This window comes from Novosphingobium sp. (assembly GCF_049240505.1).
GTDB lineage: Bacteria > Pseudomonadota > Alphaproteobacteria > Sphingomonadales > Sphingomonadaceae > Novosphingobium.
Window position 1 is genome coordinate 1 of sequence record NZ_JBMLSM010000214.1, and the last position, 22,913, is coordinate 22,913.

The window sequence follows — 22,913 nt, forward strand, 5'->3', positions numbered from 1 at the left end:
ACCTCGTAACACTGGGTGTCGCCTTAGCTCGTAAAACTGGGTGTCCATTGACAGCGCTGGGGCTGGGCGAAGGCTATCGGTTCAATCAGGACATATTCGCCGCCAAGGTCAGGCTGGTGGGCGACACCGTATATGGATCGGCACTGCTGCCGCAGATCAGTGTGGGCGTGCAGCACAAGCGCAGTCTGGATGGCGCGATCGTGAAAGCCGTCGGCGCGAAATCGGCTGAGGGGACCGACTTTACTGCCAGCGCCACCAAGCTGTTCCTGGCCCAAAGCGTGCTGGTGAATGCCACCGCGCGGCTGACCAATGCGAACCAGTTCGGCCTGCTGGGCTTCGGAGGCCCCAACCAGACCGACCGCACGCTCCAGTTTGAAGGATCGGTTGCCTATATGCTCACCCCTCGCCTTGTCGTGGGCGGTGAATATCGCACGCGCCCCAGCAACCTTGCCATCGCCCGCGAGAACGATGCACACGACCTGTTCGTGGCCTGGGCCTTTAGCCGCAATGCCACCGTCACCGCCGCTTATGCCGATGTCGGTTCGGTCGCCACGTTCGATGGCCAGCGCGGCGCGCTCGTCTCGCTCCAGTTCGCATTCTGAGGAGCCACCCATGACTCTTGCACTCGCATTCGCCCTGCTGGCAGCACAACCGGTTACACCAGAGGCGCAGGCCGAACCTGATACACCTGCGCAACAGGATGATTTTTCCGGCGTGGACTGGGAAAAGGAGTTCGGCGTTGAAAAGCGGCAGGTCGATCCGGCCACGGGCGAACTGCCCGTTGATCCTTATGTGCAGTCACCTGCCAACGCTGGTGCTACGCCCTTGTCCGGCACTGGCATGGCTATGGCTTTTGGCGGGCAGGACGGAATCCGCCGGATCATCGACCGTTTCGTGGATCTCAACACCACAGACCCGCGCATCGAAGCGATCTTCAAGAATCAGGATCTGGTCCGGCTGCGCCGCACGCTGTTCGAACAGTTCTGCTATCTGCTGGATGCAGGCTGCACATATACCGGGCGCGACATGAAGACCGCGCACAAGGATCTGGGCACCACGCGGGCCGATCTGAATGCGCTGGTCGAAAACCTGCAACGCGCGATGCGCGAGAACAAGGTGCCGTTTACCGCGCAGAACCGCCTGCTGGCCAAGCTGGCACCAATGGACAAGGATGTGGTGGAGCGCTGATAGACCAAAGGGCCGGGGCGCCCACACAGACGCCCCGACCTTATTTTCATCAGCCGATACCCATCAGCTTGGCATTGAGCGCGCGATCAGCGCCGCCTGCGGCAAAATCATCAAAGGCGTGCTCGGTCACCTTGATGATGTGACGATCGATGAAGGGCGCGCCTTCTGCTGCGCCGACTTCGGGATGCTTCAGTGCGCATTCCCATTCCAGCACGGCCCAACCGGCATAGTCGTTCGCGGCCATCTTGCTGAAGATCTGGCCGAAATCGACCTGACCATCACCGAGAGAGCGGAAACGTCCGGGGCGATCGACCCATGACTGGTAACCGCCATAGACGCCGGAGCGACCGTTGGGACGGAATTCGGCATCCTTCACGTGGAAGCACTTGATGCGTTCGTGGTAGATGTCGATGAAGGCAAGATAATCGAGCTGTTGCAGCACGAAGTGGCTGGGATCATAGAGAATGTTGGCGCGCGGGTGGTTGCCCACGCGTTCGAGGAACATCTCGAACGTCACGCCATCGTGCAGGTCTTCGCCGGGGTGGATTTCATAGGCCACATCGACGCCGTTTTCATCGAACACGTCGAGGATAGGCTTCCAACGGCGGGCGAGTTCGTCAAACGCATCTTCGACAAGGCCTGCCGGACGTGCGGGCCACGGGTAGAAGTACGGCCATGCAAAGGCGCCGGAGAACGAAGCGTGCGCTGCAAGGCCAAGATTGGCACTGGCCTTTGCCGCATACTTCAACTGCTGCACGGCCCATTCCTGCCGCGCGGCGGGATTCCCGTGGACGGATGCCGGGGCAAAGCCATCGAACTGCGCATCGAACGCGGGATGCACGGCCACCAGCTGGCCCTGAAGGTGCGTGGACAGTTCGGTGATGCTCAGCCCCTTGTCGGCCAGCATTCCCTTGATCTCGTCACAATAGGTCTGGCTGGTGGCGGCCTTTTCCAGATCGAACAGGCGCGCGTCCCAGCTGGGAATCTGCACACCCTTGTAGCCAAGACCCGCCACCCAATCGGCAATGGTTTCAAGGCTGTTGAACGGCGCATTGTCGCCCGCAAACTGGGCAAGGAAAATGCCCGGTCCCTTGATCGTCTTCATATTGCTCTCCTCAACCTTCCAGTTTTACCCAGCCCGCCTTGGCGCGGCTGGCCGAAACGGCGGTGTCAATAAAGGTCATGCCGCGCACACCATCGGCAATGCCGGGCAGCAGTGGCGCAGCTTCACCGCGCACCAGCGCAGCAAAATCGCGGTAAAGGTTGGCAAAGGCTTCAAGATAGCCTTCGGGGTGACCTGCCGGGGTACGGGTGCGCGATGCCGCATCAGGGCCAAGCTGGCTGCCGCCCGCGTGGACAATCTCGGTCCGCCCGTCGAGCCGGTGGATGGTGAGCGTGTTGGGCACTTCCTGCTTCCACACGATCCCTCCCTTGTCGCCATAGGCGCGGATACGCAGGCCGTTCAGTTCCCCCACTTCGATCTGGCTGGCCAGCAGCACGCCGCGCGCACCATTGTTGAAGCGCAGCAGGATAGTGCAGTCGTCATCCAGCAGACGGCCCGGCACCACTGCGCCAAGATCAGCCAGCATTTCCGTCACGCGCAGGCCCGTGACAAATTCGGCAAGCTGGAAGGCATGAACACCGATATCGCCAATGCAGCCGCCAAGCCCGGCCTTGGCCGGATCGACACGCCATTCGGCCTGCTTGCCCACCGCTTCTCCAGCCAGCCAGCCTTGCGGATATTCGACCACGACCTTGCGGATCGTGCCGATTTCCCCGGCGGCGATACGGGCGCGGGCTTCACGCGCCAGAGGGTAGCCGGAATAGGTATAGGTCACGCCGAACGGCAGACCAGCGGCAGCAACCACGCCTGCCAGTTCGTGCGCTTCGGCCAGCGTTGCGGTCAGCGGCTTGTCCGTGATCACCGGCAGGCCCGCCCCCAGTGCCGCGCGGGCAGAGGGCAGATGATTGTGGTTCGGGGTGACGATCGAGACGAAATCGATTCCATCTTCGCGCGCCGATTCGCCAGCGAACATCGCATCCAGCGAGGGATAGGCCCGCGCCGGATCGATTCGATAGCTTTCACCCGCCGCCGCGCTGCGCGCCGCATCGCTGGAGAAAACGCCTGCCACCAGTTCGATCTCACGGTCCATTTCGGCCGCAAACCGATGCACCGGGCCGATGAATGCCCCCGGCCCGCCACCGATCATGCCCATTCGCAAACGCCGCATCATACTCTCCAGATAGCGCTGTCATTTAGAACAATAATTCTAATCGAGATTGAAGATGCGTCAACTGCACCCCGTCCCTGAGTTGCATTTTTAACTTCGCGTTTGAAGCCCGATGATGCAAATAGTCCGCCGACGGCATTCTAGAACTTATATTTCAAGATTGGCAGGCATTGGATATGGCTCGAGGCGCACCTCGCCCAACAGAAGAACCCGCACTGGCGGTCGAGACGGTCAGCAGAAAACCCCAGCAAGGCCGCAGCAAGGCTTCGCTGGAGCGGATGCTGGTTGCCGCGCGCGAACTGATGCTGGAACGCGGCAGTGAAGATTTCACGCTGCAGGACGTGAATCAGCGCGGCAATGTTTCGATCGGTTCGATCTATCTGCGCTTTCAGAGCAAGGACAATCTTGTGCGTGCGGTGATCGCCCGCGCGCTGGAAGATCTGGCCCTGTCAGAAGAGACGCTGGTCAACGATGTGCTGGCGCAATCGCCAACGCTGGACGAGTTCATGCCGCGTTATGTTGCAGGCTATGCCGAAGTGCTGCGCATCAACGCCCCCCTGCTGCGGCTGGCGATGGAGCGCGCATCCTTCGACCCGCTGGTTTCCAAGCCGGGCAAGGATCACGCGCTGCGTGCCACCGATCGCGGAATGCAAGCCATGCTCAGCTATCGCGACAGCTTTGGCGGCACCGACCATGAGATGAAGGCCAATTCGGCCTACAAGATCGTGTTCGCAACGCTGGCCCGCCAGCTGAGCCTTGGCTCATCCGGGGAGGCCGCGCATGATTACGATTGGGATGTTCTCAAGCGCGAACTCGGCCGGATGTGCCTCGCCTATTTGCGGGCGCCCTAACTTTCAGCCAGCAGGCGCCGCATGATCGCCCGCACTTCGTCGGCCATATCCGGGCGTTCGAGAGCGAGGGAAAGCGTAGCCTCGACGAAACCGGCCTTGCTGCCGCAATCGAAGCGGCGGCCCGCAAACTTCACCGCGTGGAACGGCTGACCACCGATCATCCGCGCCATAGCGTCGGTCAGCTGGATTTCGCCGCCCGCACCCTTTTCCTGATTTTCAAGCGTGCGCATCACTTCGGGCTGCAGGATATAGCGGCCCGAGATGATCAGGTTGGAAGGCGCATCAGCGACTTTCGGCTTTTCGACAAGGCCGACCACTTCGGTCAGCGCATCGGTCACTTTCGCGCCGGGTGCGATCACGCCGTAGCTCGAAACTTCTTCCTGCGGCACTTCGAGCACCGAGATCAGATTGCCGCCAACCTCGTTATAGGCATCGACCATCTGCTTCATGCAGCCACCCTTGCCACCGGGTTCGCCGACCATCATTTCGTCTGGCAGAAAAATGGCGAAGGGTTCATCGCCCACCACCGCGCGCGCGCACCAGATGGCATGGCCAAGGCCCATCGGCACCTGCTGGCGCACGGTAACGAGGTTGCCCGGCTGGATGCGTGTGGCATCCAGAACGTCAAGGTGTTTGCCCCGTCCGCTCATCGTATGTTCGAGTTCGTAGGCGGTATCGAAATGTTCGACGATCGCGGTCTTGCCGCGTCCGGTCACGAAAATGAGCTGTTCGATGCCCGCTTCGCGCGCCTCGTCCACCGCATACTGAATCAGCGGGCGATCGATCACCGGGAGCATTTCCTTGGGGATCGCCTTGGTTGCAGGCAGAAAGCGCGTGCCAAGGCCCGCTACCGGAAAAACAGCTTTTCGGATCGGTTTGCGCATCGTGCTGGAAGTCATTTTTCCTGCCTTATCCTCGGTTTGTTGCACCCTCATGATGCACTGCACAATTACTAAGGAGAAATGTCAAGCTAGCGCCAAGGAGTTAACCAATCGCTCATACTTGCACGAGGCGGCAAACCGGTTAAACGGCAGCGATGGACAAGATCATCATCCGTGGCGGAAAGCGCCTCTCAGGCACGGTGCCGGTTTCCGGCGCGAAGAATTCGGCGCTCACGCTGCTGCCATGCGCCTTGTTGACGGACGAACCGTTGACGCTGCGCAACCTGCCGCGACTTGCCGATATCGATGGGTTCCAGCACCTGATGAACCAGTTCGGCGTTTCCACCTCGATCGCAGGCGCACGGCCTGAGGATTTCGGGCGGGTGATGACGCTGCAGGCAACGCGGCTGACGTCCACCGTCGCGCCCTATGACCTCGTGCGCAAGATGCGCGCCTCGATCCTCGTGCTGGGCCCGATGCTGGCGCGCGGCGGCGAGGCGACCGTTTCGCTGCCGGGCGGCTGCGCCATCGGCAACCGGCCTATCGACCTGCACCTCAAAGCGCTGGAAGCGCTGGGCGCGCAGATTGAACTGGCGGCGGGTTATGTCCGCGCGGTCGCACCTGATGGTGGGCTGCCGGGCGGGCGGTATTCGTTCCCCGTCGTATCCGTCGGCGCGACCGAGAATGCGCTGATGGCGGCGGTGCTGTGCAAGGGCAAGTCCACGCTGCACAATGCCGCGCGCGAACCGGAAATCGTCGACCTGTGCAACCTGCTGGTGGCGATGGGCGCGCAGATCGAGGGCATCGGCACGTCGGACCTGACCATCCACGGCGTGAACCGGCTCCACGGCGCGACCTACATGGTCATGCCCGACCGCATCGAGGCAGGCTCCTATGCCTGCGCGGCAGCGATCACCGGTGGCGACGTGATGCTGCAGGGCGCAAAGATTGAGGATATGGAAGCGACGGTGCAGGCTCTGCGCGATGCGGGCGTGCATGTGGAACCGCGCAAGGGCGGGCTGTATGTTGCGGCGGATGGCCCGCTGAAGCCGGTCACGCTTTCGACCGCGCCCTATCCGGGCTTTGCCACCGATATGCAGGCGCAGTTGATGGCAATGCTGTGCATGGCCAAGGGATCATCGGTGCTGACCGAAACGATCTTCGAGAACCGCTACATGCACGTGCCCGAACTCAACCGCATGGGCGCGCGGATCGAGACGAAGGGCCGCACTGCCGTGGTTCATGGCGTTGACGGACTGACCGGTGCCGAAGTGATGGCGACCGACCTTCGCGCGTCGATGAGCCTTGTGATCGCCGGCCTTGCGGCAGAGGGCGAGACACAGGTTCACCGCCTCTATCACCTCGATCGCGGGTATGAGCGGCTTGAGGAAAAGCTGTCGCTGATGGGAGCCGAGATCGAGCGGGTTGGCGGGGACTAATCCAGCCTCACTTTACCCCGCCCAGCCTTCACTGCGCCGCGCAGCTTCTTGCCTGCCAGCCTTTCGGTCTTGCCGACGCGGTTCAGGCGGGACTTGGCGCGCTTTTGCGGCAGTTTGCAGGCGTCTTTCAGCAGTTCAGCGAGACGCTTTCTGGCGTCATCGCGGTTCTGCTCCTGCGTGCGATAGCTTCGCGCGGTCAGCACGATTTCGCCCTTGGCGGTCATCTTGCTGCCCGCCAGTTCCTTCAGCCGGTGGAATACCTCCGGCGGCAGGCGCAGTGCGAAAACATCGAGCCGCAGTTGCACGGCGGTGGCCACCTTGTTGACGTTCTGCCCGCCCGGCCCGGCAGAGGCAATGAAGCTTTCCTCGACCAGCGTCAGCGCATGGGCGACGAGGGCATCGGCGTTCATTTCAGCCTTCAGCGGCAGGCAATTCGAAACCGAAGGCTGCAAAGTCCAGCGGCATCGGCGAATAGGCATCGATCGGCTCTTTGCCTTCGCGCTGCACTTTCAGTTCCGAGGCGTGGAGCATCGTGCGCCATGCCATCTTCCCATCACCGTAGATCGGATCACCGACAAGTGCGTGCCCCAGCCCTGCCAGCGCATGAATGCGGATCTGGTGGGTGCGGCCGGTTTCGGGGCGGAATTCAACCAAAGTCATGCCGGGCTTGCGCGACAGGACTTTCCAGTGTGTGACCGACGGCTTGCCCTTCTTCGCGGGGATCATGCGCCAGCCCTTTTCGGCCGAGCTGATCTTGGACAGGGCAAGGTCGATGGTGCCGCGTTCGCCTTCGACCTCGCCCGAGACGATGCCGAGATAGACCTTTTCAACTTCGCGCGCTTCGAACGCGGCTGAAAAGCGCTTTAGCGCCTTGGGGTTGCGTGCCAGCAGAAGGCAGCCGGAGGTGTCCTGATCGAGCCGGTGGACCGGATGCGGTTCGCGCTGGAAGCCGAAGCGCAGGCTATCGAGATGGTCTTCGAGGCACGGTCCGCCCGCGCGGGGGCGATCCAGCGGTAAGCCCGCGGGCTTGTCGATCACCAAGGCTTCGCCGTCTTCGAACAGGATGGAAAAATCGATCACGCCACAGCCCTTGCAATACGCCGCAGCGCTTCTTCGAGTTTTGCTTCGTCCGCCGCGAAGCTGATGCGAAAACCATCGCGACCGCCGAAGGCAGAGGCAGGTACGACCGCCACACCGCTTTCCAGCAAGTGGAGGCACAACGCTTCGTCATTTCCAAAGCGGGCCATCAAGGGCGCTGCATCAACCATGCAGTAGAACGCGCCATCAGGGATCGGCGTGGAAAGACCGGAAATGGCATTGATCGCAGCGCAGACCATATCGCGTCGCGCGCGGAACCGTTCGCGCCAATCGAGCAGGAATTCCTGCGGGCCTTCAAATGCTGCCACCGCAGCCGCCTGCGAAATCGATGCCGGATTGCCCGACGAATGCGATTGCAGCCGTCCCATCGCGCCGATCAGCCATGCCGGGCCTGCCGCGACGCCGATGCGAAAACCGGTCATCGCGTGGCTTTTGGACACGCCCGATACGGTGAGGATGCGGTCGGCCAGATCAGGGCATTCCACCACCAGCGTGGCGTGGACGCCTTCACCGTAGCGCAGCGGGGCGTAGATATCGTCGCTCATCACCAGCACGCGAGGGTGGCGGCGCAGGACTTCGCCCAGCGCGCGCAGTTCCTCTGCCGGATAGGTGGCGCCGGTAGGATTGCCGGGGCTGTTGAGCAGCAACCAGCGCGTGGCGGGCGTGATCGCCGATTCAAGCTGTGACGCGGTGATGCGAAAGCCGCCAACAGCATCGGTCGGCAGGTCAACCACTTGCGCGCCGGCAAAGCGCACGATTTCCGGGTAGCTGACCCACCACGGGCTGGGGATCAGCACTTCGTCACCGGGATCGAGCGTGGCAAGCAGCGCATGGAAAATCGCCTGCTTGCCGCCTGCGCTGACGATGACCTGCGAAGCAGGCACTTCGATGCCTAGATCGCGCCGGAAATGCAGCGCCGCAGCTTCGCGCAAGCGCTGGGTGCCGACGACGGCGGTATACTTGGTATCGCCCGCATCAAGCGCATCCTTCGCCGCCTGCACCACATGGGCAGGGGTGGCGAAATCCGGCTCGCCCACCGAGAGCGAGATCACATCGCGGCCTTCAGCGCGAAGCTGGATCGCACGGTCGGTGATCGCGGTGGTTTGTGAAGGCGCAATGCGGGCAAGAGCCTGGGAAAGATTTGTCATGAATCAGGCCCCCAGCAGCCGCGCCGGGATCAGCCCGCGCAAGGCGTTGCCCACCAAGAAGCCGCCCGCCAGATCATCCAGCGTCAGATCCGCCTCAACCGCACGTCCAGCCTCGATCAACGAACGGCGCAACACGCCCGGCAGCAGACCAAGGTCTGCGCGCGGCGTGAGCAGCACGCCATCGCGCTCCACAAAAATGTTGGTGAACATGCCTTCGGTGAGCAATCCATCGTCGCGCAGGAACAGCGCTTCGCCTGCGCCTGCCTGCTTGGCAGCGGCGAGGCCAGCTTCATAGAAGCCCCGATCGGTCGTCTTGTGCCGCAGCCGCCAATCGCCGTCCGAAACCGGCAGCGGCAAAACGGCGCAGGTCAGGCTATCCAAGGGCGCAGGCATGGGGCTGGCATCAAGCGCGTGTGCACCGCTTTTGGACACGACCAGACGCACCTTGGCAGGCGCATCAAGATCAAAGCACAAGGCATGAATCGCATTGCGCAACGCATGACGATCGAAGCTGAAGCCCAGCGCCAGCGCACTTGCCTTCATCCGTTCGAGGTGGAGTTCGAGCAGTTCGATACCCTTGGCCGGATCGAAGGCCATAGTCTCTATCAGGTCGGCATGGCCGGCAGACAAGCGCAAGAAATTCCCCTTAACCACGCATTCGCGCCATTCACCCAACATCACGGAATCGGCCACAACCGCAGATCCCACCCCCATGACCGCGCGGCCATCCGGCGAAAGGCGCACCGTGCGGATTGCCACATTGAACGCGGCATCGCCAGAGGGGTCTATCCGACCGATCGATCCGCAATAGACACCGCGCGCATCGCGCTCTGCCTGATGGATAATCTCCATCGCGCGAATCTTGGGGGCGCCGGTGATCGAACCGCAGGGGAAGATCGCGCGGAGCAGGCTGCGCGCGTCCTCTCCCGGTGCCAGCCTGGCACGCACCGTCGTCACCATCTGATGGACGGTGGGATAGCTTTCGATGGCAAAGGGTGCCTCGACCTTGACCGACCCCGCATTCGACACGCGCGACAGATCGTTGCGCATCAGATCCACGATCATCAGGTTTTCGGCGCGGTCCTTAACGCTGGCGGCAAGGTCCGCCTTGAAACGTGCGTCCTCTTCCGGCGTGGCCCCGCGCGGTGCCGTGCCCTTCATCGGGCGCACCGTTGCCCCACCATTGCTCAGCTTGAAGAACAGTTCGGGCGAAAACGAAAGGTGCCAGTGCGCGCCATCCCAGACCACGCCACCATAACCTGCGCATGAATCCCGGCGCACATCAGCATAGATTGCCAGCGGATCGCCATCCCACGTTCCGGCCAGCGGAAACGTGAGGTTTGCCTGATAGATATCGCCTGCACGGATCGCTTCCTGCACTTGGCTGAAGGCCTTGGCATAGCCGCCGCACGAGATGGCTGCCCCCATAGGGCCAAGCCGCCCCGGCCCTTTCGCTTGAGCCACCAGCCAGCGCTCCACTTCGGCGCTGGCCATGCGCGTGACTTTGCCAAAGCGCGCGAACCACACCAGAGGCCCTGCTGCACCGGTGCGCTCTGCCGCCAGCGGGGCAAGGCGCAGTTCAAGCGCAAGACCGGCTTCGTAGGCGAGGTAGCCTGCCCAATCGCCCGGCGTTGCCGCAATCCGGGCCAGCGCACTCTCAACCTCATCAGCCCGGCGCGCGACGATAACTTCCTGCGCATCCTCATAGAGGCGCGCATCGCTGGCACCGTCGGTTCGGGCATCATCAAGGAGAATGAAGGGCTTGAGGCTCATGGCTGGAGCGCGCTCTAGCCGTTCCCCGCTCTGGATGCAAAAACCCCTCGCAAGGGGCGGTTGCCCGGCCTAATCATTGGCCAAACGCATGGGGTTCTGCACATGGACGATATCTACCTTGGTCTTGCATCCAACGGCGAACGGCAAGTGCTGCGCCTGCGCCGGGCCAACCGCCACGGGCTGATCGCGGGCGCGACCGGAACAGGCAAGACGGTGACGCTGCAGGGCATTGCCGAACAGTTCTCGGCGCGGGGCGTACCCGTATTCATGGCCGACGTGAAAGGCGATCTTGCGGGCATTTCGATGCCGGGCAGCCCCACGTTCAAGCACGCTGCAACGCTGGAAGCGCGCGCCAAGGAACTGGGCATCGAAAACTATGCCTATGCCGATAATCCGGCAGTGTTCTGGGATCTCTATGGCGAGAACGGCCACCCGATCCGCACCACCATTTCGGAAATGGGACCACTGCTGCTGGCGCGGCTGATGGGCCTTAACGATACGCAGGAGGGCGTGCTGAACATCGCCTTCCGCTATGCCGATGATAACGGCCTGCTGCTGATCGACCTGCCCGATCTGCAATCGGTGCTCATGGCCTGCGCCGAAAATGCCAGCGAGCTTTCGGGCAAGTACGGCAACGTCTCCAAGGCCAGCGTCGGCACGATCCAGCGCCAGTTGCTGGCGTTCGAAAGCCAGGGGGCAGACCGGTTCTTTGGTGAGCCTGCCTTCGAGATCAACGATTTCATCAAGGTGGACGATCAGGGACGCGGCATGGTGAACGTGCTTGCCGCCGAAAAGCTGATGCAAAGCCCCAAGCTTTACGCGACGTTCCTGCTGTGGCTGCTTTCCGAACTGTTCGAGGCGCTGCCCGAAGTGGGTGATCCCGACAAGCCGGTGCTGGTGTTCTTCTTCGACGAAGCGCACCTGCTGTTCGAAGATGCGCCCGATGCGCTGATGGAAAAGGTGGAGCAGGTAGTTCGCCTGATCCGGTCAAAGGGTGTGGGTGTCTATTTCATCTCGCAGAACCCGATCGACATTCCTGAAAAGATCGCGGGCCAGCTTGGCAATCGCGTGCAACACGCGCTGCGGGCGTTCACCCCGCGCGATCAGCGCGCGATCAAGGCTGCGGCAGAGACGTTCCGCATCAACAAGGAGCTTGATGTTGAAACGGTGATTACCGAACTTCGCGTGGGCGAGGCGCTGGTTTCCACGCTTAACGACGACGGCTCGCCTTCGATCGTGCAGCGCACGCTGATCACGCCGCCACATTCGCGGCTTGGCCCGCTGACGGCCAAGGAGCGCGCGATCATCCAGTCGGTCAGCCCGTTTGAAGGCAAATACGACACCGCTGTGAACCGCGAATCCGCTGCCGAAGTGCTGGCGCAGAAGGCCGCAGATGCCGCCGCTGCCGCGCAGCAGGTTGAGGATGAGGGCGAGGACAAGCAGCGCGCCGCCCCGCGCCGCACCACCTCGATGTGGGAGAAAGCCGGAAAGGCGGCGGCGGGGGCTGTCGCTTCGTCGGCAGGCGCGGTGATCGCGGCGAAAATCACTGGTAAGAAAACGCGCGCCGCACCAATGTCCACGGGCATTACCGCCGTGGTCGGCTCAATCGCCTCGTCGATTGGTGGCGAGGCCTTTGGCCGGTTTGCGCGGGGCGTGCTGGGCGGATTGCTGCGCTGAGAGCAGGAAGATAGCCCCCTCCTCTGAAGAGGAGGGGGATTGAGAGAGGTTACTTCTTCGCCGCCATCCAGTCGGTCAGACCCTTGGCGAACATCGGACGGGACTTGGCCTTCTCGGTCAGCACCGCGATCACGCGGTCTACCGGGCGGCCAGCCTCGGCCGGGACAGTGGCCCTGAACGCCTTGAGCTTTTCGATCATCGCCGGATCGCTGGAATTGGAACCCAGACCGGCGATGAACGTCACGCGGCTCTGTGCGTCGACCAGCGCCTCCACCCTGGCGCGGTTGGCCAGCGCATAGTCATAGGTCGCATCGGCGTGCAGCGCGGCTGACGCGACGATCATTGCTGCGCTGGTGGTCTTGCCCGGCACGTCGGTCAGCGCCAGATCGCGCGCGACCTTGGCCAGATTGGCATCTGCGGCGCGGCCCAGCAAGGTGTAGAGAAACTGTCGCTCTACCGCGCTGTTCGATGCTGCAGCCATCGCCTGAATCGCGTCCCAATCAGCCTTCGTGGCATTGCGTGCGACAATATTCAGCCACGTCGTCTTGAGCGGGCCGTCGAGCGCCTTAGGGTTCGAAGCGAGCATACCGAAGCGGCGGCGTGCTTCTGCCACCACATCAGCATCGCCCATCGTGCCGAAGCCCGAAATCAGCGTGGAGCGAAGATCGGCATCGGGGAGGCTCTCGCCAGCCCTGGGTTCAAAACCGAGCGCCAGCAGGCGCGGCTTGTAGGTGGCGGCAACCTTTGCGGCGAGCTTCTTCTGCGCGGCGGCATCCTTGTCGAGCGTGCGCCAAGCGCCAACGAAATCGCCAAAGGCATTGCCCAGAACCACGGGGTTTGCGTTACCGGGGACAGCCGCCAGCAGATCGAACGCGGGGCCATAGGGCTGATAGCCGCTGGCCGAGAGCGCGAGGTTGTCGGCAATCAGGCCCATCTGATCGACCGGAGCCAGCGTCGGCATCGCGGTCTTCAGCGATTGCAGCATCTTTGGGGTGTAGAGCGAGCGGTAATAGCCCAGCTGGCCCGCGTTGATCACCACCGGCCCGCAGCCATTGACGCTGACCGTGGCCTTGCCGCCATCAAGGATCGTGCGCACCGGCTGGCCCGAACCGCTGGAGACGAGCAGCGGCACTTTCCACTGCTGCGGCTTGGCGGTCACTTCATCCTTGCGATCGACGCTGAATTCACCCTGTTCAAGATTGAGCGTGGTCACGCCCTTCTTGCAGGTCATGCCAGTGACCTTCACCAGCGGAATGCCGGGCTTGGTGGTGAAATCCATCGCGATTGCGGTCAGCCCCGGTGCACCTGCCTTTTCCACCGCCTGCCACAAGTCCTTCGACTGCGTGTTGGCGAACTTGTGGTCGCGCATGTAGGCGCGCAGGCCATCACGCCACACAGTCTCGCCCGCAAAGGCTTCCAGCATGGAAATGACCGCTTCACCCTTCTGATAGGTGATGGCGTCGAAGGCCTGATTCGTCTCATCGACGGTCTTGATTTCCTGCACGATCGGGTGCGTGGTCTTGTAGCCATCAAGGCCCATTGCCGCATCGCGTCCGTTGACGCGGCCAAGCAGCGGGAACCAGTCGGGGTGGAAGTGCGCGGTGGCCTTGGTTTCCATCCAGCTGGCGAAGCCTTCGTTCAGCCAGAGGTCTTCCCACCACGCCATCGTCACCAGATTGCCGAACCACTGGTGCGCCACTTCGTGCGCCTGCGTGGTCACGATGTTCTGCCGCGCGGCCGCGCTGGTGATGGCCGGATCATCAAGCAGAATGCGCTCGAACGTAAGGATGGCACCCCAGTTTTCCATCGCCGAAAAGAACTGCGACTGGCCCGGCGCGGCTACGTTATCCAGCTTTGGCAGCGGATAGGGCTGGCCGAAATAGTCGGCGTAATAGGGGATCAGCGGCGCAAGTTCGTTCAGCGCAAAACGCGCCTGGTCGCCGCTGGCCTTGGGGGCAACGATGCCGACCTGCACGCCGGGCGCCGCTTCGCGCGCCATGCGCTCGAAATCGCCGAGCGCGAAGAACAGCAGATAGGACGACATTTTGGGGCTGGTGCCGAAGGTCACGCGCTTTTTGCCGCCTTCCAGCATTTCCTCCTTGGCGACAGGCATATTGCCCACCGCCATCTGGGTGGCGGGCACCACGGTGGAAAGATCGAACGTTGCCTTGTAGATCGGCTCGTCGAACATCGGGGCAAAGCGACGCGCATCGGGCGCTTCGAACTGGGTGAACAGGCCGCGCACGTCCTTGCCGGTTACCTTGTCGGGGTAATCGAGCGCGAACAAGCCGTTGGCCTGCGTGTTGATCACGCCGGTATAGGTGGTATCGAGGCGGTACTTGCCGGGGGCCAGCGGTTGCGCGGCGGTGAAGCGCGCAGTCTGGGTTGCAGCGTCCATTGCGATGGTCACCGGCATGGCAGTGCCGCCCGCGGGCGTCAGCGTGGCCGCAGAAATGTTCAGGTCCAGCGCGTGGAGCGTCAGGAACGGGGTCGCCTCGGTGACCTCAAGATCGACGGACGATTGCCCGCTGAACTTGAGGTTGGCCGCATCGGGCGTGATCGCGATGGTATAGTGCGATGGATGCGCCACGCGCGGCAGATCGGTGTGGACGCCTGCTGCCGCAGAAGGGTTGGCAGACGTCTGCTGTGCAAGCGCCGGTGCAGAAAGGGCCGCTACAGATAAGGCGAGCGCAGAAACGAGAGACAGGGTACGCATCGTGGGCAGAAACTCCGGGCGTCAGAAGGGCTGCCGTCACAACCGGCAAGAATGGTTGCACTAGCAACCGGTCATGCCCCCCCGCGAATCCTTTCGACCAAACGCCCTGCACAACCGATGAACGTCGTTGACTCAGAACTGGCTACTGTATCGGCAAGTGGATCGTCGCAATGAGGCCTGCCACCTGCCCATGCGCGTTGCGCCGATTTGCCAGCGTCAAAGTTCCGCCATGCTGATCGGCAATTGCACGGGCGAGAGTCAAGCCAAGGCCACTGCCACCGGTGCTGCTGTTTCGCGACGCATCAAGGCGCGTGAACGGCTCCATCATGCGCATGATCTCACCATCTGGAATGCCCGGACCATCATCTTCGATCCGCAACACGGCCATGCGCCCCTCACGGCGCAACGAAACACGCGCGCGCTCGCCATACCGCATGGCATTGGACACCAGATTGCGCAGCGCGCGCCGCATCCACGTGGCGCGCACGGGCAGAACCACGCGATCGGTTTCACCCAGTTCCACCGGCTCGCCCATATCCTCGAACTCACCGATCACGTCTGCGACAAGGGCTGAAAGCTCGGTCGGTTCGACAGGATCGGTTGGCCTACCGACTCGCGCCAGCGAAAGGATATCGTCGAGTGAGCGATTGATGTCCTCGATCGTGGCGGCCATCCGACCGCGCTCTGTGTCGTCCTCAACGGCCTCTATGCGCACTCTGAGTGCCGCCAGAGGCGTCTTGAGATCATGTCCGATCGCGCCGAGCATCACGTCCTTTTCATTGAGCATGGCGGCAATGCGCGCCTCCATCGCATTGTGCGCCACGATCAAACCGCGGATGTCCTCAGGCCCTTCAGGCTGCAATTGCCCTTCGATGGCACGGTTTCCGGCAAAGTCTTCGACCCGCCGGGTGAGCGCCTTGAGTGGGCGCGCCATGCGGCGCAGGATCAGCGCCATCGCGCCCACAAGCACAAGATACAAGACAATCGTCTGCCCGACCAACGGCGCAAGCACATGCATTTCACCGCCATCGGTAAACACGCGCGTCGATGTCCAGCCGCCGGTGCGGTTCTCGATAGATGCGATTACCAGCCTTGGCATAGGCTCGTTCGAGACGAGTTGCAGCTTGCGGCGATTGCGCTCCCAGAATTCAAGGCTGGGACCGTCCTTCATCGGATCGCGTTCGAAAACCACGACTTGCGCCGCGTCCACACCCTGCGCGCTAAGCACTTCGGCCAGTTCGCGTTCCACCCTTGGCAGACGTTTTTCGTTCGGACCATGTAGTGGCTGGGTGGTGTGTTCGATGCGGAATACCGAGGGTGGCCGGTCTTCCCGGTCATGGCGGCTGCGACGCCGCTCTTCAGGCGTCGGTCCGATCAGCCGGAACGCGGCGGAACTGACCATCGACATTTCCCGTCGATGCTTCTGTTCACGCCAGATCAGCGTGGCCGAAATGGTCTGCGCGACCAGTAGCGCCAGCGCAATGGCGAGCAGGACCTGCCCCTGCAGGCTGCGCGGCCAGAGACGGAAGCCTTCCATGCGGATCAGCTTTCCTCGCCGGTTGCAGGGCGTTTGCGCACTTCGGTAGCCAGCATGTAACCGCCGCCCCATACGGTCTGGATCAATTGCGGGTTGCGACTGTCGACCTCAACCTTGCGGCGCAGGCGCGATATCTGGTTGTCCACCGCGCGATCGAACAGATGCGCTTCGCGACCCTGAACCATATCGAGCAGGCGATCACGATCCAGCACCTGTCGGGGATGATCGAGAAAGGCCAGCAACAGGCGAAATTCCGCCGAGGAAATAGCGACGACCGCACCTTCGCGATCAATCAGGCGGCGCTTGAGCGGATCGAGCCGCCACCCTTCGAATTCATAGATCACCGCGTCCGAAACTTCGCTCGACTGCTTGGTCGCGCGGCGCAGGACCGAACGGATGCGCGCCACCAGTTCACGCGGATCGAACGGCTTCACCACGTAATCGTCCGCACCGATTTCCAGCCCGACGATACGGTCGGTGGATTCACCCTTGGCGGTGATGAAGATAACCGGCAGCCGTTTGGCTTCAACCAGATGGCGGCAGAGCGAAAGCCCGTCCTCCCCCGGCATCATGATGTCGAGCAGGACGAGATCGCATCCTGCCTCAAGCAGGCGGCTACGAGCCTCGGCGGCGGTGCCGGCCTGCGTTACGACAAACCCCTGTCGGACCAGATAGTCCGCCAGGGGTTCGCGCAGCGCGGGTTCGTCATCCACCAGGAGTATGCGGATCGGCGCTTCGTTCATGACGTTCAGTTTGCCGGAGGCGGCGGCGGAGGTCCATCACCCATTGCACCGTGTCCACCCATCGGGCCACGCATCTTGCCCATCATCTTTGTCATCGCGGCGCGGCGTTCGTCGGGCGTGATCTTGCCGTCCTTGTTCGCATCGGCCATGTCGAAATGCATCTTCACAGCAGCGTCGTATTCGGCGCGCGAAACTGCGCCGTCCTTGTTGGTATCGGCCATCTTGGCCATCTGCATGGCGCCGCCCATCATGGCGTGATGCCCCATGCGGCCCTTGCCACGGCCTTTCCAGCCTTCGCGCTTTCCTTCAGCGCCGCCAGCCATCGCTGCGGGAGCCGCCTTCTGCGGAGCCTTCATGGCGGTGTGATGAGCGACAAATTCTTCGCGGCTGATCGCACCATTCTTGTCGGTGTCGATCTTGTCGAACATCACGCCCATCTTGGCCGCGCGGTCAGCATTGTCGAGCTTGCCGTCCTTGTTGACGTCCAGCTTGACCCACATCGCATCGGCCTTGGTCTTCATCTCGGCCCAGGTAATGGTCTTGTCGCCATCAACGTCGGCCTTCTGGGCCATTGCCGGCGTTGCGGCATAGAGCGCTACCGAAGCAGTCGCCATGACGGCGGCTGAGGCAGCTATATGGAATTTTTTCATTGCGGTGCTCCGTGAGCAGAAAAGGGGTCAGGAAACTGCGGCCACCCACTGGCAAGGAGAGGGGGAGGGAAGCCTTGCCCAGGGGACTGAGCGTGGACGACCGCAGTTCCTGTGACACCTATCTAGGCGCACCTTGTCGCGCGACTATGCCGAAGTGGCGGGTTTATTGTCGCAATTTGTCGCGCCGCCCGAGAGGTGTTCATCACGGCGCAAGCAGCCTGATCATCCCATCACGAAAGCATTGAGCTTGTTGCCATCGAGATCGCGGAAATAAGCGGCATAGAAAGTATCGCCACGCGGTCCCGGAGGGCCTTCGCAGGTGCCGCCATTGGCCAGCGCGACTGCATGAAGCCGGTCCACCTGCTCCTTGTCCTTCGCTTCAAGCGCGATCATCACACCGTTGCCCACAGACGCAGAATTGCCATCGAATGGCTTGGTCAAACCGATGCCCGCGCCGCCGCCCGGCGCCCCCCAGGCAATCGCGCCATCCCATTCCATCATGCGTGCGACGCCCATTTCAGCGGCAATCGCATCATAGAACTTTGCACCGCGTTCGAGATCATTGGTCCCGACGGTGACATATCCGATCATGACAATCCTCCTTCAATCTGCGATTCGATGATTGGAACAATACGTGAACAATACGTCACTCACAAGGGGGCGCAAGCTGCTTCCAGCCATGCCAGTTCATCGCCGGACAATTGCGGTGCCAAGATATCGCGCACGCGGGCATGATAGGCGTTGAGCCAGCCCAGTTCATCGCCAGAAAGCAGCGCAACATCAACCAGATCGCGCGCGATCGGGGCAAAGGTCAGCGTTTCGAAGCCGTAGAATTCACCTTTGGCCCCAGCGATATCGCGCCGTTCCACCAGCACCAGATTTTCGATGCGGATGCCGTATTCGCCGGTCTTGTAATAGCCCGGCTCGTTCGAGAGGATCATGCCCGGAAGCAGTTCCTGCCCGGTGCCCGCCTGCCCGCCGCTGGCCTTGGCGATGCGTTGCGGGCCTTCGTGGACGGCAAGGAAGCTGCCCACGCCGTGTCCTGTACCGTGCGCATAATCGAGGCCCGCTGCCCAAAGGAACTGGCGCGCAAAGCTGTCCAACTGGCTGCCCGCCGTGCCTTTGGGGAAGACCGCGCGGGCCAGCGCGATGTGACCTTTCAGCACGCGGGTGAAACGGTCCTTCACTTGCGCAGGCGGTGCATCCGGCCCCACCCATACGGTCCGGGTGATATCGGTCGTGCCATCAAGATACTGCCCACCTGAATCGACCAGATAGACGCTGTTCGGTTCAAGCGTGCGACTCGTTTCCTCGCTCACCCGGTAATGGACCACAGCACCGTTCGGCCCTGCGCCCGATATGGTGTCGAACGAAAGATCGCGCAGCAGGCCGGTTTCAGCGCGGAAGGCCTGCAAGCGCTCCGCCGCGGAAAGCTCGGTCACAGCGCCCTTCGGTGCTTCGACATCTACCCAGCGCAGGAAGCGCGCGATCGCCGCGCCGTCGCGCGCCTGCGCGGCGCGGTGGCCCGCCTGCTCAACGGGATTCTTGATGGCCTTTGGCAGGACGACCGGATCGGTCACTGCCACTGCCTCCGCTCCGGCGCCGTGCAGCGCGTGGAAAATCGCGGCGACCGCCCGCTCTGGATCGACGGCGACCTTGCGCCCTGTCAGCCGGGCCAGACCTTCGACAAAATGATCACGTGGATGCACCCGCACCGCGTTGCCAAGATGCGCCGTCAGATCAGGGGTGACCTTTTCAGGCGCGATGAACAGATCCGCCGTGCCATCGGCATTGGCAATGACATAGGATAGCGCCACCGGCGTCCGATCCACATCGGCCCCACGAATGTTGAGCAGCCACGCCACCGAATCCAGCGCTGAGATCACCGCCGCGTCATAACCGTTGGCATTGAGCCATTCTGCCACCGCAGCGCGCTTTTCATGCGCGGATTGGCCGGCATGGTCATCCGCATGGGGCACAGCCGGAGCAAGCGAAGGCGCAGGCTGATCAGACCACACCGCATCGACCGGGTTTGCCTTGACCGGCACCAGCGCCGCATCACGCCTGTCCAGCGCCGCACCGACAGCTTCGGCCCAGCCTTCCGAGTGGAGCCATGCATCATAGCCGATGGACGCACCCTTTGGTGCATGTTCGCCCAGCCATGCGGCAACGCTCGTCTGCGGGACCGACTGGTAGGACCACAACGCGCCGTCCACCTGATCGCGCACTTGCAGGGTATAGCGCCCGTCGACGAAGATCGCAGCCTGATCGGCCAGCACGACCGCCGTGCCCGCCGATCCGCCAAAGCCGGTCAACCATTGAAGCCTTTGGGCATAGGCACCGACATATTCGCTCATGTGCTCATCGGAAATCGGGATGACGAAGCCATCCAGCCCGTCCTTCGCCAATTGCTTGCGCAAGGCATCGAGGCGGGCTTCATGTGTGTGCATCAGCATGGGATTGGTCCTGAATCTGGCGGCCCGACTTGCGGGCATCATGTGCGCAACATAGATGCAGGGGATGAGCATTGCCACACCTCCTGTCGCCGCCAAACAGCCCCACACCTTCTCGCACCACGGCCTGACCGTTACCGACGACTATGCGTGGCTGCGCGATCCGGGCTACCCGGAGGTTACCGACAAGGCGGTCCTGTCTCACCTCGAAGCGGAAAACGCATGGTTTGAAAGCCGCATGGCCGAACGGCAGCCGGTGATCGACGCACTGTTCAAGGAGATGCGCGGGCGCATCAAGGAAGCCGACAAATCGGTTCCCCAGAAGGACGGTGATTGGCTTTACTGGATCGAGTTCGAGGAAGGCGCGGAATACAAGAAATGGTGGCGCAGGCCCGTGGGCGCGCCGGAGGACGGCAGCGCCGACGAACTGATCCTCGATGAAGTGGCGCTGGCCGAGGGCAAGGACTACTTCCGCCTTGGCGCAATTGCCGTGTCGAAAGACGGGACCAGGCTGGCGTGGTCGGTCGATGACAATGGATCGGAGCGTTTCACCGCGCGGATCAAGATCATCGCCACGGGCGAAGTGTTGGCGGACGAAATTCCGGGCACGCTGTCCGGCCTGATCTGGGTCAAGGACGACGCTGGCCTTGTCTATTCACTGGCCAACGAGAACTGGCGGACCGATAATGCGCGCCTGCACTGGATCGGACAACCGCTGGAAAACGATGTCGAACTCTATCATGAGGATGATGAGGGCTTTCGCGTTGGCGCAGCGCTTTCGGCCAACGAACAGTGGCTGATCATCTCGACCGGCGATCACGAGACGGGCGAAGTGCGCCTTGTCCCCGCCGACAATCCGCTGGCAGAACCTCTGCTGGTAAAGGCCCGGCAGAAGGGCGTTGAATACGATGTCGATGAACGCGACGGCGTGCTGTTCATCCACGCCAATGACACGCACGAAAACTTCCGCCTTGCCACCGCGCCGCTTTCCGATCCGGGCAACTGGACAACCCTGATCGAGGGCACGGACGACTTCTACCTCACGGGGTTCGATCTGTTCCGCAACTTCTACGTGGTAGAAGGCCGGGTGCGTGGGTTAGATCGGATCGAGGTGCGTTATTACGACGATCCAGCACGCATCGAACCGATTGCCTTCCCCGAAGCCAGTTATGAAGCGTCTCTGGGCGACAATCCCGAATGGGACATGAGCGTGCTGCGCGTCGGGTATGAATCAATGGTCAGCCCGGCTTCAGTCTATGACTACGATGTGGCGACGCAGAGCCTGACGCTGCTGAAAGTGCAGGAAATCCCATGCGGCTATGATGCCTCGCTCTATGAAACTGCGCGGCTCGAAATCGCGGCACGCGATGGCACGATGGTGCCGGTCAGCGTGGTCTGGCGCAGGGATCGCGCAGAAGGCGGGCCGCTGCATCTCTATGGATATGGCGCTTATGGCCTCGCCATCGGGCCGGGTTTCTCGACAACGCGCCTCAGCCTTGTCGACCGGGGCTTTGCCTATGCCATCGCCCACATCCGGGGCGGCGATGACCTTGGCCGGGCGTGGTACAAGGCTGGCAAGCTGGAATCGCGGACCAACACCTTCAACGACTTCGTCGATGTGGCCAAAGGCCTGATCGAGCGCGGCTTTACACAGGCAGGCAAGATCAGCATTTCCGGCGGTTCGGCAGGCGGCGAACTGATGGGTGCGGTTATCAATTCCGACCCCGATCTGTGGGGCGCGGTCGTGGCGCATGTTCCCTTCGTCGATGTGCTGAACACCATGCTCGACGAGGAACTTCCGCTCACGCCCGGCGAATGGCCCGAATGGGGCAACCCGATTGAGGACAAGGCCGCGTTCGAACTGATCCAATCGTATTCTCCCTATGATCAGGTGCGCGCACAAGGTTACCCACCGCTGATGGTGACGGCGGGCTTGAACGATCCGCGCGTAACCTATTGGGAGCCGGCCAAGTGGGTCGCCCGCCTGCGTGAGGTGAAGACAGACGACAACGAGTTGATCCTCAAGACGAACATGGGCGCAGGCCACGGCGGCAAGTCGGGCCGGTTCGAGAGCCTGAAGGAGACAGCGGAAGAGTTCGCGTTTATCCTGTGGCAGTTGGGTGTGGAACCTTGAGCAACCGCCACACCCTCACCTTCACCGCAGGGCCAGAGCACATCGATGAACTCGGCCACGTCAACAACGCGGTGTGGGTGGGCTGGATTCAGGACATGGCCACCGCACACTGGGGTACAGTGGCTTCGGCAGAGCATCAGGCTGCCTACATCTGGGTCGTGACGCGGCACGAGATCGACTATCGCGGCAACATTTCCGAAGGCGAAAGCGTTACCGCCGAGACATTCATTCCCGAACCGCCAACGGGCGCAAGGTTTGATCGTCGCGTCGATTTTCGCAACGCGGCGGGCAAGGTCATCGTCAGCGCGAAAACCACGTGGGCAATCATCGACCGCGCATCGGGCCGTATCCTGCGCGTGCCCGGCGATGTCGCTGCCCCGTTCCTGCCCTGACC

Annotated in this window: 20 protein-coding genes; 7 read left to right on the plus strand and 13 right to left on the minus strand. The window is 62.3% G+C overall.

The annotated features are described in order from the left end of the window. Both ACOVQ0_RS17375 and ACOVQ0_RS17380 read left to right on the plus strand, forming a co-directional pair. Positions 1-602: DUF3034 family protein (locus ACOVQ0_RS17375; RefSeq protein ID WP_421887334.1), on the plus strand; the 602-nt coding region annotated here is incomplete at its 5' end. Positions 603-612: 10 nt separating this feature from the next. Then, positions 613-1,188 carry a group I truncated hemoglobin gene (locus ACOVQ0_RS17380; RefSeq protein WP_421887337.1) on the plus strand — a complete coding sequence of 192 codons (576 nt, stop codon included), beginning with the start codon at positions 613-615 and terminating at the stop codon, positions 1,186-1,188. 49 nt (positions 1,189-1,237) lie between these two features. Here ACOVQ0_RS17380 and ACOVQ0_RS17385 read toward each other — a convergent pair whose 3' ends face one another. Both ACOVQ0_RS17385 and ACOVQ0_RS17390 read right to left on the minus strand, forming a co-directional pair. Then, on the minus strand, positions 1,238-2,293 hold the full coding sequence (locus tag ACOVQ0_RS17385) for a sugar phosphate isomerase/epimerase family protein (protein ID WP_421887340.1): 1,056 nt from the start codon (positions 2,291-2,293) through the stop codon (positions 1,238-1,240). Between the two features lie 10 nt (positions 2,294-2,303). Next, entirely contained in the window at positions 2,304-3,404 is a 1,101-nt protein-coding gene (locus tag ACOVQ0_RS17390) for a Gfo/Idh/MocA family protein (RefSeq protein ID WP_421887343.1), read from the minus strand. Between the two features lie 191 nt (positions 3,405-3,595). Between ACOVQ0_RS17390 and ACOVQ0_RS17395 the strand changes: the two genes are divergently transcribed. Next, entirely contained in the window at positions 3,596-4,270 is a 675-nt protein-coding gene (locus ACOVQ0_RS17395; RefSeq protein ID WP_421887346.1) for a TetR/AcrR family transcriptional regulator, read from the plus strand. Here the strand turns inward: ACOVQ0_RS17395 and galU are convergent. Further along, positions 4,267-5,169, minus strand: a complete 903-nt coding sequence (gene galU / locus ACOVQ0_RS17400) for a UTP--glucose-1-phosphate uridylyltransferase GalU (RefSeq protein ID WP_421887348.1) — start codon at positions 5,167-5,169, stop codon at positions 4,267-4,269. The two genes, ACOVQ0_RS17395 and galU, sit on opposite strands and share 4 nt — an antisense overlap. 137 nt (positions 5,170-5,306) lie before the next feature. Here galU and murA point away from each other — a divergent pair, with 137 nt between their 5' ends. Beyond that, positions 5,307-6,590 (plus strand): UDP-N-acetylglucosamine 1-carboxyvinyltransferase, encoded by a 1,284-nt coding sequence (gene murA / locus ACOVQ0_RS17405; protein ID WP_421887352.1) that lies wholly within the window; start codon positions 5,307-5,309, stop codon positions 6,588-6,590. Here murA and arfB read toward each other — a convergent pair. From arfB to pabB, 4 genes are read right to left on the minus strand one after another with little or no spacing between them, the layout of a single operon-like run. Then, positions 6,587-7,000 (minus strand): alternative ribosome rescue aminoacyl-tRNA hydrolase ArfB, encoded by a 414-nt coding sequence (gene arfB, locus ACOVQ0_RS17410; protein ID WP_421887355.1) that lies wholly within the window; start codon positions 6,998-7,000, stop codon positions 6,587-6,589. The two genes, murA and arfB, sit on opposite strands and share 4 nt — an antisense overlap. 1 nt (position 7,001) lies before the next feature. Beyond that, positions 7,002-7,667 (minus strand): RluA family pseudouridine synthase, encoded by a 666-nt coding sequence (locus ACOVQ0_RS17415; RefSeq protein ID WP_421887402.1) that lies wholly within the window; start codon positions 7,665-7,667, stop codon positions 7,002-7,004. Continuing rightward, positions 7,667-8,836 carry a pyridoxal phosphate-dependent aminotransferase gene (locus ACOVQ0_RS17420; protein WP_421887358.1) on the minus strand — a complete coding sequence of 390 codons (1,170 nt, stop codon included), beginning with the start codon at positions 8,834-8,836 and terminating at the stop codon, positions 7,667-7,669. Before ACOVQ0_RS17420 ends, ACOVQ0_RS17415 begins: the two co-directional genes overlap by 1 nt. A gap of 3 nt (positions 8,837-8,839) precedes the next feature. After that, the gene (gene pabB / locus ACOVQ0_RS17425) at positions 8,840-10,609 is read right to left on the minus strand and encodes an aminodeoxychorismate synthase component I (RefSeq protein ID WP_421887361.1); all 1,770 of its coding nucleotides are present in this window, start codon (positions 10,607-10,609) and stop codon (positions 8,840-8,842) included. A gap of 102 nt (positions 10,610-10,711) precedes the next feature. Here pabB and ACOVQ0_RS17430 point away from each other — a divergent pair, with 102 nt between their 5' ends. Further along, positions 10,712-12,286, plus strand: a complete 1,575-nt coding sequence (locus ACOVQ0_RS17430) for a helicase HerA-like domain-containing protein (protein ID WP_421887364.1) — start codon at positions 10,712-10,714, stop codon at positions 12,284-12,286. A 49-nt stretch (positions 12,287-12,335) separates the two neighbouring features. On the opposite strand, the gene ACOVQ0_RS17435 is transcribed toward ACOVQ0_RS17430, so the two are convergent. The 6 genes from ACOVQ0_RS17435 to ACOVQ0_RS17460 form a co-directional block, all read right to left on the minus strand. Next, a complete protein-coding gene (locus ACOVQ0_RS17435) occupies positions 12,336-15,002 on the minus strand; it encodes a M1 family metallopeptidase (RefSeq protein ID WP_421887367.1) in 2,667 nt (888 codons plus the stop codon). Positions 15,003-15,144: 142 nt separating this feature from the next. Continuing rightward, on the minus strand, positions 15,145-16,539 hold the full coding sequence (locus ACOVQ0_RS17440) for a sensor histidine kinase (RefSeq protein WP_421887369.1): 1,395 nt from the start codon (positions 16,537-16,539) through the stop codon (positions 15,145-15,147). Positions 16,540-16,544: 5 nt separating this feature from the next. Further along, a complete protein-coding gene (locus ACOVQ0_RS17445) occupies positions 16,545-17,282 on the minus strand; it encodes a response regulator (protein WP_421887371.1) in 738 nt (245 codons plus the stop codon). 5 nt (positions 17,283-17,287) lie between these two features. Beyond that, on the minus strand, positions 17,288-17,932 hold the full coding sequence (locus ACOVQ0_RS17450) for an EF-hand domain-containing protein (protein ID WP_421887373.1): 645 nt from the start codon (positions 17,930-17,932) through the stop codon (positions 17,288-17,290). Positions 17,933-18,154: 222 nt separating this feature from the next. Next, a complete protein-coding gene (locus ACOVQ0_RS17455) occupies positions 18,155-18,523 on the minus strand; it encodes a VOC family protein (RefSeq protein WP_421887376.1) in 369 nt (122 codons plus the stop codon). A gap of 59 nt (positions 18,524-18,582) precedes the next feature. Beyond that, the gene (locus tag ACOVQ0_RS17460; protein ID WP_421887404.1) at positions 18,583-20,382 is read right to left on the minus strand and encodes an aminopeptidase P family protein; all 1,800 of its coding nucleotides are present in this window, start codon (positions 20,380-20,382) and stop codon (positions 18,583-18,585) included. 61 nt (positions 20,383-20,443) lie between these two features. On the opposite strand from ACOVQ0_RS17460, the gene ACOVQ0_RS17465 reads away from it, so the two are divergent. After that, positions 20,444-22,519 carry a S9 family peptidase gene (locus tag ACOVQ0_RS17465; RefSeq protein ID WP_421887379.1) on the plus strand — a complete coding sequence of 692 codons (2,076 nt, stop codon included), beginning with the start codon at positions 20,444-20,446 and terminating at the stop codon, positions 22,517-22,519. Further along, a complete protein-coding gene (locus tag ACOVQ0_RS17470; protein WP_421887382.1) occupies positions 22,516-22,911 on the plus strand; it encodes an acyl-CoA thioesterase in 396 nt (131 codons plus the stop codon). The genes ACOVQ0_RS17465 and ACOVQ0_RS17470 overlap by 4 nt, the downstream gene beginning before the upstream one ends. The last annotated feature ends 2 nt before the right edge of the window (positions 22,912-22,913 follow it).